Source organism: Xanthomonas floridensis (assembly GCF_001642575.1).
Taxonomy (GTDB): Bacteria; Pseudomonadota; Gammaproteobacteria; order Xanthomonadales; family Xanthomonadaceae; genus Xanthomonas; species Xanthomonas floridensis.
Genome location: NZ_LXNG01000023.1, coordinates 236,060 through 249,428, shown reverse-complemented (window position 1 = coordinate 249,428; position 13,369 = coordinate 236,060). Strand labels below are relative to the sequence as shown.

The window sequence follows — 13,369 nt, the reverse complement described above, 5'->3', positions numbered from 1 at the left end:
TTTTCCAAGGAACCTTCATGGCATTCGCTCCCCAACTTCGCATCCCCGCCACCTACCTGCGCGGCGGCACCAGCAAGGGCGTATTCTTCCGTTTGCAGGATTTGCCCGCAGCCGCACAGCAGCCCGGTGCTGCACGCGATGCGCTGTTGCTACGGGTGATCGGCAGCCCCGATCCCTATGGCAAGCAGATCGATGGCATGGGCGGGGCGACTTCCAGCACCAGCAAGAGCGTGATCGTCTCCACCAGCGCGCGGCCGGATCATGATGTGGACTATCTGTTCGGGCAGGTGTCCATCGACAGTGCGTTCGTGGACTGGAGTGGCAACTGCGGCAACCTGTCGGCGGCGGTGGGGCCGTTTGCGATTGCCAACGGCCTGGTCGATGCCGCAAAGCTGCCGCGCGATGGCGTGGCAACGGTGCGGATCTGGCAGGCCAACATCGGCAAGACCATTGTGGCGCATGTGCCGATGACCGATGGTCAGGTGCAGGAAACCGGCGACTTCGAGTTGGACGGGGTAACCTTTCCGGCGGCCGAGGTGCAGCTGGAGTTCCTTGACCCGGCCGACGATGCCGAAGGCGAGGGAGGGGCGATGTTTCCCACTGGCAATCTTGTCGACCAGCTGGACATTCCCGGCCTTGGCCGGCTCGATGCAACGCTGATCAACGCCGGCATTCCGACCATCTTCGTCAATGCGCGCGATCTGGGGTACACCGGCACCGAACTGCAGGACGCCATCAATGGCGACCCGCGTGCCCTGAGCATGTTCGAGACCTTGCGTGCACACGGTGCGGTACGCATGGGTTTGATCGCGCGGCTGGAAGATGCGGCCACGCGCCAGCACACGCCCAAGGTGGCGTTCGTTGCACCGCCTGCGGACTACATCGCCTCCAGTGGTAAACCGGTACAGGCGGCCGAGATCGATCTGCTGGTACGGGCGATGTCGATGGGCAAGCTGCATCACGCGATGATGGGCACCGCGGCGGTAGCCATCGGCACTGCCGCGGCCGTGCCGGGTACGCTGGTCAATCTGGCGGCCGGCGGCGCTGCGCGCTCGGCCGTGCGGTTCGGGCATCCGTCAGGCACCTTGCGGGTGGGGGCCGAGGCAACACAGGTCGATGGGCAATGGCAGGTCACCAAGGCGCTGATGAGCCGCAGTGCGCGGGTGCTGATGGAAGGCTGGGTGCGGGTGCCCGTGCCGGAGTGAATGAGCGGCGGCCGCCCGTTGCCGATCCAGGCGCTCGCTTGCCGCATGTGCTCGTCTTCCACACGTCGTTGTCTGGGCAGCGGTTGGCATCGCCAAGGCACCTGGCAGTGCGCCGCCGGCAGGGGTGATCTGCCGCTGACGGACAGAACCGATGGCTCGCCAGCTGGGCCGCGGTGAATGCCGCCCGCGATGCGCCTGCGCTGCGAGCCGGCTTCAGACCAGCGTTGTCAGGCGATGGCCCCCGGATCGCGCCCCTCCAAAATCGCTGCCGTTCTTCCGTTCACCAGGGTTTCCCGCGGGAAGCCAGTGCCCGCCGCGCAGGCCCCTGGCGACCGCTTGCATGACCGACGTTGTCGGCGCCAGGAGCACCATGCAGAAGACGTCGCTTGAGCCCACATTGGGAGACTGACCCCGTCCTGACGCACAGATTGCATGGGTGTGTTGCATTAATTCGAACGCTCTTGCGAATTCTGGAAACTTTTTCGTACGGGCTCTGCCATATTTGTGTAAATCGTGTTAATTCTGTTGCACCGCGGCATGCAGGCCAGGCAGCCGCCCCGCCACCAGAATTCGGAGTCTTCCCATGTCAGCCAGCCGGTCGCTCAAGATCAGCGCGCTTGCCGTTGCCGTCGCGTCTTTCCTCCCGTTCCACGCTGCCGCGCAGCAGGCCTCTGGCGACGACGGTGTCGTGCGTCTGGATGCGGTCAAGGTCACGGTTGAACGTCGTTCGGAAGATTCCAAGGATGTGCCGGTGTCGGCCAGCGTGCTGCGTCCGGAATTTCTGGATGCCATCTCCACCAGCGGCTCGGACATCCGCGTGCTGGCGGGCAAGGCGCCCAGCCTGAACATCGAATCGTCCAACGGCCGCGTGTTCCCGCGCGTGTACATCCGCGGCTACGGCAACACCGATTTCAACACCTATGCTTCGCAGCCGGTGTCATTGATCTATGACGACGTGGTGCAGGAAAACGCCTTCCTGAAGGGCTTCCCGATCTTCGATCTGGAAGGCCTGGAAGTGTTGCGCGGCCCGCAGGGCACCTTGTTCGGCCGCAATACGCCGGCCGGCGTGGTCAAGTTCAACTCGGTCAAGCCGACCATCGGCGCCAATGACGGTTACGCCAGCCTGTCGTACGGCACCTACGGCACCATGACGCTGGAAAGCGGCCTGAGCATCGCGATGGGCGACCACTGGGCAGCGCGCCTGTCCACCTTGGGCCAGCGCCGCGACGACTGGGTGGAAAACCGCGACGGCCGCGATCTGGAAGGCTATACCGACTCGGCGGTGCGTCTGCAGTTGCTGTACCAGGCCAGTGACGATTTCAGCGCCTTGTTCAATGCGCACGCGCGCCATCTGGACGGCACCGCGCGGCTGTTCCGCGCCAACATCATCCAGCCCGGTACCAACCAGCTGGTGGACGGCTTCGATGCGGAGAAATCCTTCATCGACGGCGCCAACACCCAGGAACTGCAGACCTATGGCGGCAGCGCCAATCTGACCTGGGACCTGGGCGACATCGCGCTGCACTCGATCACCGCCTATGAAGGCATCGGCAAGTACTACAGCCGCGGCGATATCGACGGCGGCTTCGGCGCGGTGTTCGCACCGCCGTCCGGCCCGGGCGCAATTCCGTTCCCGGTGGAGACGGCCGGTGGCATCAAGAGCCTGGACCAGTACAGCCAGGAACTGCGTGCCGAATCGCAGTACGAAGGCCCGCTCAACTGGCAGGCCGGCCTGTACTACTTCCACGACGATGTGGAAGGCGAAAACTACACCTACAACACCTTCAGTGGCGGCGACCTGGCCAGCTACCAGCTGACCCGCCAGCGCAACACCTCGTGGGCGGCGTTCGGTTCGTTGAACTACGCGGCCACCGACCGCCTGAACCTGCGCGCCGGCATCCGCTACACCTACGACAAGAAGACCTTCGACGTGCTGGCGCTGGACCGCGTCACGCTGGTGGAGCCGTCCAGCGGGCAGACCGACAACTCCAAGGTCACCGGCGATCTGGCGGCCACGTTCTCGATCAACGACGACGTCAACGTGTACGCACGTGCCGCAAGTGGCTTCCGTGGCGCCAGCTTTGGCGTGCCCTCGGGCACCGCGCCGCTGACCGTGGCCGAGCCGGAAACGGTGGATTCGTTCGAGATCGGCATCAAGTCGGACCTGTTCGACAACCGTGCGCGCCTGAGCTTCGACATCTACGACTTCCGCGTGAAGAATCAGCAGCTCACCGCGGTAGGTGGCGCGTCCAACGACGTGCGCCTGCTCAATGCCGACAAGACCAAGGCGCGCGGTGCCGAGTTCGATTTCGAGGCGCTGCTCACCCAGAACCTGCGCGTGACCGCAGGCGGCGCCTACAACTGGACCCGCATCGACGACCCGGCCCTGTCGGTAGGCGTGTGCCGCACCTGCACCGTGACCGACCCGCTCAATGCGGCCGGCCGCGCGCTGATCGACGGTAACGACCTGCCGCAGGCCTCCAAGTGGATGGCCAACGCCACGCTGCGTTATGGCATCCCGATGGGCAACGATGGCGAGCTGTTCTTCTACACCGACTGGTCCTACCGCAGCGAAGTGAATTTCTTCCTGTACGACTCCAGGGAATTCACCGGCCAGCCGCTGGTCGAGGGCGGCGCCAAGATCGGCTACAACTGGGGCGCGGGCGCGTACGAGTTGTCGGTGTTCTGCCGCAACTGCACCAACCAGATCCGGGTGACCGGTGCGATCGACTTCAACAACCTCACCGGCTTCATCAACGACCCGCGCATTGTCGGTGCGCAGTTCCGCGCCAATTTCTGATCGGCGTTGTGGTGTAGCAGTATCGAACCGCCGGCCAACATGCCGGCGGTTTTTTTTATGGTTGCAGGAGTGGATGCATGCAGCGGATATGGCGAAACATGTGGTGGATGCTGGGACTATGGGGTACGTCGGCAGTGGCATGGGCGCAGACGCCTGCTGCCACTGCGGCGCAGCCGGCGCCAATGCCCACGTCTACGTCGACGTCCTCCGAGTTGCTGGTGGTCTCCACCGATATCGGCGACGACATCGACGATGCGTTTGCGCTCGGGCTGCTGTTGCGGAGCCCGCAGCTGCATGTGCTGGGCATCGCATCGGCCTGGGGCGACACCGGTTTGCGTGCGCAGTTGCTGCAGCGCCTGTTGCAGCAGGCCGGGCGCAGCGAGATTCCGTTGGCGGTGGGCGCACGTACCACCAGCGCGATCCCCTTCAGCCAGGCGCGCTGGGCCGCCAGGGGACAGTTGCCCGGCAAGCTGCCGGATGCGGCGGCGATGATCCTGCAACAGGCACGCCTGCACCCTGGCAAGGTGACCTTGCTGGTATTGGGGCCGATGACCGACGCCGCAGTGGCACAGCAGCGTGACCCGGCCGGCTTTGCCAAGCTCAAGCGCATCGTGGCGATGGGCGGGTCGGTACGCGTCGGCTATGGCAAGTCGGCCTATCGTCCGGCCAGCGCGCCGGCGCCGGAGTACAACATCCTGGCCGATGTGCCAGCGGCGCAGCGGGTGTTCGCGGCCGGCGTGCCGATCGTGTTGCTGCCCTTGGACGCCACCCAGATCACGCTGGAAGAACCCGAGCGCATCGCCTTGTTTGCGCACGGCGACGGGCTCACCGATGCGCTTACCCAGCTGTATTACCAGTGGCGCAATATCGACCAGCCCTGGGCCAGCGCCACGCCCACCCTGTTCGACGCAGTGCCGGTGGCCTGGCTGCTGCGCCCCGACCTGTGCCCGGCCACGCCGCTGCATCTGGACGTCGACGCGCAGGGCTACACCCGCGAAGGCGCAGGCACGCCGAACGTGCAGGCCTGCCTGCGTGCGGACAAGCCGGCGTTGATTGGCCTGTACATGCGCACGGTGCTGCAGTTGCGCTAGGAGTGGCTGTCAACATGTGGTGAGCGCCCGCTTGATGGCGAGCGCTGGTTTTATTGGCCGCACTTTGGGATGCAGTCAAAAGCCTGGTTGATCGTGCGCGCGATGCCCTCACCGCTCGCGGGACACGCCGCAAGTACGTCCTTGTAGGCTCGGTGGCGGCATCCATGCCGCCACACGGTCCCGCAATCGGCGAGGACACCGCACCAGAGAGTGAGTCGGTTACTTTGTTGAAAGCAATGCACACCGACCATCTTGACTGGTCCTTGCCCGCCCACCGTCGCGGGACCTTACGCGGCATGGATGCCGCGTAAGAGCCTACAAGGACGTACTTGCGGCGTGTCCCGGGATGGTGGGCGGGCAAGGGCCCTGCAGCCAAGCCGCAACTCAGCGGCCTGCCATGGACCGGCGTCGAACCACGGCGCTCACCGCCGGTCGGGCGCGCCGGCGCCTTCGCAGCGCTTGCCCAGTGGCGCGTCATCGCCGCCCATCGGCAAAGTCCCTGCGTCGCCCCATGCCACCATCGGTGAGGTGAACGGCATCGCTATACTTGCGTCCTCAGTCATGGGGTAGTGCGAATGGACAGCCGGGAATCAGGGATGAAGTGGTCGGGCACGCGGCGCATGCTGCTGTGGGTGGTGTTGCTGGCCGTGGCGATCGGCGCGGTGGCCTGCAAACGCAACGAGAGCGGGCAGCTGCCTACCGCCAGCGGCGAGGCGATCAAGGGCGACACGCAGGCCATCACCGGCTTTGCGCTGGCGCGCGCCTATCCCGATCAGACCAGCGATGGCGTATCGCTGGCACTGGAATTCTCACGGCCGCTGGTCGGCACGCAGGATTTCGATGCGCTGGTGCGTTTTGAGGAAAAGGTCGGCACCGGCGACAGCAGCTGGTCGCTGTCCGACGACGGCAAGACCCTGCGCTATCCGTATGTCGAGGCCGCAAAGGACTACACGGTGCTGATCGACGCCAACCTGCTGGCGGCCGACGGTAGCCGGCTGGGCAAGCCGCTCAAGCAGAAGGTCTATACCGGTCAGTTGCAGCCGGTGGCTGGGTTCGCCTCGCAGGGCAGCGTGCTGCCGGCGCGCGAAAGCCGCGGCCTGCCGGTGGTGTCGGTCAACGTGCCGGAAGTGGACGTGGAATTCCTGCGCGTGCGCGAGAAATCGCTGCCGGCGTTCTTCCAGCAGTTCCAGCGCGGCGGGCGCCGCGGCAGCTGGGAGCTGGAGAGCGAGTACAGCGGCAAGCAGCCGTTGTCCAAGCTGGCCGACCCTGTCTACGTCAATCGTTTCATTCTGGGTGGCAAGCAGAACGAGCGGGTGCTGACCTACCTGCCCACGCAGGACATCAAGCAACTGCAGGAGCCGGGTCTGTACTTTGCGGTGATGAAGCGCGCCGGCAGCTTCGGCAACGAATTCGATACCGCGTTTTTCACCGTCAGCGACATCGGCCTGCATACGCGCGCCTACAAGGACAAGCTGTTCGTACACACCGCCTCGCTGCAGAGCGGTGAGGCGATCAAGAACGTGGAAATCCGCATCCTGGATGCCAAGGGCGAGCTGTTTCTCAAGGGCGCTACCGACGGCAACGGCAATGCGCTGCTCAACTACACGCTGGATGCCGGCCATGTGCTGGTGGCGCGCAGCAAGACCGATCTGTCCATGCTGCCGTTCAACCAGCCGGCGCTGGATCTGAGCGAATTTGCGGTGGCCGGGCGGCAGAGTGCGTGGTTCGACGTATTCGCCTGGGCCGGGCGCGACCTGTACCGCCCCGGCGAGACCATGCGCGTGTCGGCGATCCTGCGCGATAACGACGGCAAGCCCACCAAGCCTCAGCCGGTGTTCCTGCGCCTCAAGCAGCCGGACGGCAAGACCTTCCGCGAAACCAAGCTGCAACCCGGCGAACAAGGCTATTTCGAGTTCACCCAGCAGATTCCCGCCGATGCGCCGACCGGCCGCTGGCAGGTGGAGTTCCGCACCGACCCGGCCAGCAAGGACGCCGTGCAGGGCATGACCGTGCGCGTGGAAGAGTTCCTGCCCGAGCGCATGAAGCTGGACCTGGACAGCACGCAGAAGACCTTGAGCGCCGGCCAGCCCTTCAAGCTGGTCGCCAATGCCGCGTATCTGTACGGCGCGCCGGCCGATGGCAACCGCTTCACCGCCAAGCTGGCGGTGAGCGTGGAGCAGCACCCGCTGGAGTCGTTGCCGGGCTGGTTCTTCGGCGACCCCACGCTGGAGCTGCCGCGCGAAGCCAAGGACGTGATCGACACCGAGTTCGCCGGTGATGGCATCCTGCGCGAAGACATCGCGCTGCCGGCCGAGGCCAAGCCGGTCAGTCCGATTGCCGCGGTGGTCTCCGGCAGCGTGTACGAAACCGGCGGGCGTACCGTCACCCGTACGCTCAAGCGCGTGCTGTGGCCGGCCAAGGCGCTGGTCGGCGTGCGTCCGTTGTTCGACGACGCCGATGGCGCCGATGCCAACGCCAACGCGCGCTTCGAGATCACCCGTGTGGATGCCGATGGCAAGCCGCAGCCGGCCAAGGGCCTGAAGGCCACGCTGGTGCGCGAGCTGCGCGACTACCACTGGAACTACACCGACGACCATTGGGATTACGATTTCACCCGCCGCTTCGAGAACAAGGACACGCGCACCATCGACGTGGCCGGCGGCAACGCCAAGCTCGATTTCCCGGTGGAATGGGGCGAGTACCGCCTGGATGTGTTCGACCCGGCCACCGGGTTGACCACGCGCTACCCGTTCCGCGCCGGCTGGAGCTGGAACGACGAAAATCGCGGTCTGGACGCCCGCCCGGACAAGGTCAAGCTGGCCCTGGACAAGACCGGCTACCGCGCTGGCGACACGCTCAAGGTGACCCTGACCCCGCCGCATGCCGGCAAGGGCGTGCTGCTGGTGGAAAGCGACAAGCTGCTGTACGTGCAGGATATCGACGTCAAGCCGGGCAGCACGTTCGAGATTCCGGTGACGGAAAGCTGGGAACGCCACGATGTCTACGTCACCGCTCTGGTGTTCCGCGGCGGCACCGCTCCCAGCAAGATCACGCCCGCACGCGCCGTGGGCGTGGCGTTCGTGCCGATGGAACGCAAGAGCCGCCGCGTGGCCGTGGGTCTGTCTGCGCCCAAGCAGATGCGCCCGGAGCAGCCATTGCCGGTGACGGTGAGCGTGCCCGAGCTGGCAGGCAAGGCCGCACACGTGACCATCTCGGCGGTGGACGTGGGCATCCTCAACATCACCCGCTTCCCGGTGCCTGATGCCAACGCGCAGTTCTTCGCGCAGCGGCGCCTTGGTACCGATGCCTACGATATCTACGGGCGGGTGATCGAAAGCTTTGAAGGCGCCAGCGGCAAGCTCAAGTTCGGTGGCGACATGGCACTGGAAGCGCTGCCGCAGGCCAAGCGCCCCACTGCGCGCGTGCAGACCGTGGACCTGTTCTCCGGCTCGGTGAAACTCGACGCCCGTGGCAATGCGCGCGTGCAACTGCCGGTGCCGGATTTCAATGGCACGTTGCGGGTGTCGGCGCTGGTGTATTCGGACACGCGTTATGGCAACCGCGATATGGAAACCATCGTGCGTGCGCCGATCCTGGCCGAGGCCAGCATGCCGCGCGTGATGGCGCCGGGCGACCGCAGCACGGTGACGCTGGACGTGCAGAACTTCACCGGCAAGCCGGGCGAGTTCACTGTACGCGTGGATGGCATCGGCCCGTTGGCGATTGCCGAGGCGGCGCGCAGCATCAAGCTGGCCACCGATGCCAAGCAGACGCTGAGCTTCCCGCTCACCGCCACCGAAGGCTATAGCGTGGCCAAGGTGCGCGTGCGCGTGGACGGCAACGGCTTCAAGGCCGACCGCAGCTACGAGTTGCCGGTGCGTGCCGGCTGGCCGCAGGTGCTGCGTGCGCAGACGCGCGTGCTCGACCCGCTGGCCCCGATCACCCTGGACAGCAGCTTTGCCGATGGCCTGATGGCCGGCTCGGTCACTGCGCGCATGGTGGTCAGCCCACTGCCGCCGATTCCGTTCGCCAGCGCGCTGCAGGGCGCGCTGGAGTATCCGTATGGGTGCGCCGAGCAGACCACCAGCAAGGGCTATGCGGCGCTGTTGCTCGACGACGCCACCGCCAAGGCCCTGGGTACCCAGGGGCTCGATGCGGCCAAGCGCCGTGAACGCATGGAAGGCGCGTTCGGGCGGCTGGCATCGATGCAGATCGCCAGCGGGCATTTTTCGATGTGGGGCGACGACGGCTATGTCAATCCGGCGCTGACGCCGTACATCGCCGAGTTCCTGCTCGACGCCAAGGACGCCGGTTTCACGGTGCCCGACAACGTGTTGCAGAAGGCGCTCAATCGCCTGAGCGAAGATCTGCTCTCCGGCGGCAATGAGTTCTATGGGCAGGACCGCCGCGACAATCTGAAGTTCGCCAACCAGGCCTGGTCCGGTTACGTGCTGGCACGTGTCAATCGTGCTCCGCTGGGCACGCTGCGCGCGCTGTACGACAACCAGCGCGACAAGGCGCTCACCGGCTTGTCACTGGTACACCTGGGGGCGGCGCTGTCGCTGCAGGGTGACACCAAGCGGGGCGAAGCGGCGATCAAGGCTGGCTTCGCCAAGGACAGTTCCGAGCGGCCTCCGTATTTCGGCGACTACGGCAGTGCAATCCGCGACGATGCCTTGATGATGGCTCTGCTGCACGAACGTGGCCTGTCCAAGCCCGAGTACGACACCCGCGCGGTGGCGCTGGGTCGCGCGCTGGATGCACGCCGCGCCGGTGGCCCACTGTGGTTGAGCACGCAGGAACAGGTCGCCCTGGCGCGCCTGGGCAAGGCCTTGATGGTGGGGCAGGGCAAGCAGGTGTCCGGCACGCTGACCGTCGGCGGCGACGCCCAGCAGATCGCTCCGGCACGTGTGTTCGGGCGCAGCTTCGACAGCGCCGCGCTCGCACGGGGTGTGCAGTTCGCACCGCAGGGCGAGGCGCCGATGTACGCCAGCCTGGAAGTGGCCGGCATCCCGCGCAGCGCACCGGAAGCAGATACGCGCCACCTCAGCGTGGAGCGCAGCTGGTACACCACCGATGGCAAGCCGTGGACGCCGCGCGCGTTGAAGGAAGGCGAGGCGCTGATCGTGCGCGTCACCATCACCGCCAACGAATCGATGCCCGATGCATTGCTCACCGATCTATTGCCGGCCGGCCTGGAAATCGAGAATTTCAACCTCGGCGATGCCAAGCAATGGGCCGACGTGGTGGTGGACGGCATCGGCATCAGCGAGCGCTCCAGCGCCGCCGACATCAAGCACGAAGAGTTCCGCGACGACCGCTACGTGGCCGCGCTGGCACTCTCCAGGGGCAGCAAGGCCCAGGTGTACTACCTGGTACGTGCAGTCACGCCGGGCACCTACACCGTGCCGCCGTCGTTGGTGGAAGACATGTACCGGCCGGAGCTGCGTGGGGTGGGGCACACCACGCCATCCACCATCACGGTGGTGCAGCCCTGACGCGCCTATGGCACACGTCCTCGAGAGCGCGGACGTGTGCCACTAAGGAGACGGGAGATAGCGCATCTGTCTGCGCGATCGCGCGGTGGTACGGGATGCCTGCGGCACGATGGAGCGTTGTCCCGTATCGGATCCGGTGCGGGGCGTGGGTCCTCCCTGTCCTTGCGCCGGTTGGTGAAGCGGGCGGCAAGCCCGTCGTTGTGCAGAAGAAGCGGAGCCAGCAGCGGCGATTCGGGCGACCCGGATCGCACTGCATCCCGCGCGTGGGGCGTAGGCATGTGAAATGCCAAATGATCTAGAGGGGGACCACATCATGCTGTTCAAGGACATCGGCTATCGCTACCGCAACGGAGCCGTGCGCTATGGCGACCTCGCTTACGTGCTGTGTATCGATCCCGACCTGGAGGCAGACGGCCTGCCGCACACCGCCTTCTACGCCTGGGATGACGGCGGATGGGGGATGTATGAGATAGGTCGCTGGAACGCCCACTCGATCTGTGTCACCCAACGCCCCAAAGACCAGGCGATCGCGATAGGCGAGCATGGCACCGTGCACGTGATGGGCAACAACGACGACTATGACGAGCAGATCGCCTGCCCTGGCGTATCGCTCAGCGTCATGCGAGAGATCCGCAATGTCGGCGGTTTTGCCTACGTCTGCGGAATGGATCGCCAGGTCTTCAAGCGGGAAAGTCCAGGCAACTGGATTGCGCTGCACGGCGACATGCCGAGCCAGCCGGCCAAGGACATGGTGTTCGGGTTCGAGTCCATTCACGGCTACAGCGAGGCAGATGTCTATACCGTGGGCTGGCATGGCGAAATCTGGCATTTCGATGGTGCTGCCTGGACGCGCTGCGCCAGTCCCACCGCCATCAACCTTACCCGGGTCTGCTGCGCGGAAGATGGCTGGGTGTATGCCTGCGGAATGCAGGGAATGCTACTGCGCGGTAAGCACGATCGATGGGAGATCATCTGCCAGGCAGCCACTGACGCGGATCTGTGGGATCTGGAGTGGTTCGGCGGCCGCTTGTATGTGGCCACCCGATACGCTTTGTACTGGTTGCACGATGACCGGCTCGAGCTGGTCGATGTTGGTGATGCGGCCCCCATCACGTGTTACAGCATCAGTAGTGCCGATGGTTTGCTCTGGTCCATCGGCGAGAACGACATCTTGGCCTTTGATGGCTGCACATGGAGGCGCGTGGAGTGATGACATCGCGATCCCGCACGTCGCGCCCAGGTGTGCAGGGTCGAATCGTTGCATCGACCGCAATACGGCAGCGCATCGGACTGCCATGGCGCACGTGTTGCGGGTAAACATCGGTGACGCCTGGCCTCAAGCACCGCCACTGTCAAGGGCTGCTGTTGCAGGACCAGGGCTACCATCCGTCTCAGTCGGGATACGTTCGCCCATCGCTTTGGCAATGCGGTGCCCGGATGACCAATTCGCAGAAGGAATCACTCCATGGACGGTGAACTCACATTTCTTGGGCATGGAATGGTTTCAGGACACGCTGTACTTGGCGTGCGATCGCGGGTTGTTTACGCTGGACGGCGAGAACCGTCTGGTCGAAGTAGTGGACATGCATCTTTCACCCAATCCCAGCTGTCGGCATCTGCATGCCAACGATGGCGTGCTGTGGTCGTGCGGGCCAAAGCATGTGACCTGGACCGCCAACGGCAGGCAGTGGATCGAGGTGACACTGTGACGCAGATCGATCCAGGCAACGACAACGCGCACCTTGCAATGACTCCTAAACAGACTGCCTTGTATTTCAAACACGTCATCGCCATCTCGGCAGAGCGCGCGTTGCTGAGCGGGCTTTTGTACTGTCAAGACAGTGAGCCTAATGTCAGTCGCGCCATGATGATCGCCGAAGGTCGCTGGTATCACCTGTACGACCTCGAAGACATCACCCAGGATTGCGTTCGCCAGTCCACGCGTGGCATCTGCGAGCGAGAAGTCTACTGTCTGCTGGGTCGCCAGGGCATGCTGCGCACCCACCCCTCAGGACAGGCCTTCTGCGACGAACAACTACCACTCGCCAACAGCTACTTGAAGGCGCTGCGAGACATCGACGGGCAGCTCTACGCCTGTGGTACCCAAGGCCAGGTGCTGCGTCGTACACCTGGCGGCTGGGTGCGGATGGATCAGGGTGTCTACGAGTCGATGGTTGATCAGGTGACATCAAGTCTCAATGCGCTGGACGGTGCGGCCGCGAACGATATCTATGCGGCGGGCGATGGTGGCGCGTTATGGCACTGGGATGGGGTGGAGTGGACCCGCCTCGATAGCCCGACTCGGCTGCCGCTCTACGTGGTTCATCGGCATAGCGATGGTTTGATCTATCTGGCTGGCTCGGGGGGCGTGCTGTTCAGAGGGAGTCGTCATCACGGCTGGGCGGATCTCAGTGGTAGCGCGTTCGGTCACCTGGTGATGGCGCGCGCCTGCGAATTCCAGGGCACGCTCTATCTGGCCTGTGGCAGCGATCTGTTGTGCTTCGCTAACGATGTGCTTTCAGTGGTCGATGTGCCCCTGCCTGGAGCGTTGACCTTTCATGGCCTCGGTGCGTGCGCCGAGGCACTGTGGTGCGTGGGGAATGAGGGTGTGTTGTCCTTTGACGGTTCGCAGTGGCGGGCCCATCCCTGTCCGGAGAACTGAACACTGAACCCGGTGGTTCCGGTGCGCTGCCTGACCGACGACGATGCAAGTTACGCAGTTCGGTGGGATCCGGGTAAATGACACGGAAGGTCTGGTCCAGCTTGTTCTGCTTT

At 64.8% G+C, this 13,369-nt stretch carries 7 protein-coding genes; all 7 read left to right on the top strand.

The window, feature by feature from the left end:
• The first annotated feature begins 17 nt into the window (after positions 1-17).
• The 7 genes from prpF (at position 18) to A7D17_RS14590 (ending at position 13,256) form a co-directional block, all read left to right on the top strand.
• The gene (prpF, locus tag A7D17_RS14620; RefSeq protein ID WP_064509735.1) at positions 18-1,205 is read left to right on the top strand and encodes a 2-methylaconitate cis-trans isomerase PrpF; all 1,188 of its coding nucleotides are present in this window, start codon (positions 18-20) and stop codon (positions 1,203-1,205) included.
• 583 nt (positions 1,206-1,788) lie between these two features.
• A complete protein-coding gene (locus A7D17_RS14615; RefSeq protein WP_064509734.1) occupies positions 1,789-4,005 on the top strand; it encodes a TonB-dependent receptor in 2,217 nt (738 codons plus the stop codon).
• 107 nt (positions 4,006-4,112) lie between these two features.
• A complete protein-coding gene (locus tag A7D17_RS14610; protein ID WP_064509792.1) occupies positions 4,113-5,096 on the top strand; it encodes a nucleoside hydrolase in 984 nt (327 codons plus the stop codon).
• Between the two features lie 596 nt (positions 5,097-5,692).
• Positions 5,693-10,594, top strand: a complete 4,902-nt coding sequence (locus A7D17_RS14605; RefSeq protein WP_193395349.1) for an alpha-2-macroglobulin family protein — start codon at positions 5,693-5,695, stop codon at positions 10,592-10,594.
• 313 nt (positions 10,595-10,907) lie between these two features.
• Positions 10,908-11,804 carry a hypothetical protein gene (locus A7D17_RS14600; RefSeq protein WP_064509732.1) on the top strand — a complete coding sequence of 299 codons (897 nt, stop codon included), beginning with the start codon at positions 10,908-10,910 and terminating at the stop codon, positions 11,802-11,804.
• Between the two features lie 262 nt (positions 11,805-12,066).
• Positions 12,067-12,303, top strand: a complete 237-nt coding sequence (locus A7D17_RS14595) for a hypothetical protein (protein ID WP_193395348.1) — start codon at positions 12,067-12,069, stop codon at positions 12,301-12,303.
• Positions 12,300-13,256 carry a beta propeller repeat protein gene (locus A7D17_RS14590; RefSeq protein WP_153041953.1) on the top strand — a complete coding sequence of 319 codons (957 nt, stop codon included), beginning with the start codon at positions 12,300-12,302 and terminating at the stop codon, positions 13,254-13,256. The genes A7D17_RS14595 and A7D17_RS14590 overlap by 4 nt, the downstream gene beginning before the upstream one ends.
• Positions 13,257-13,369 lie beyond the last annotated feature (113 nt).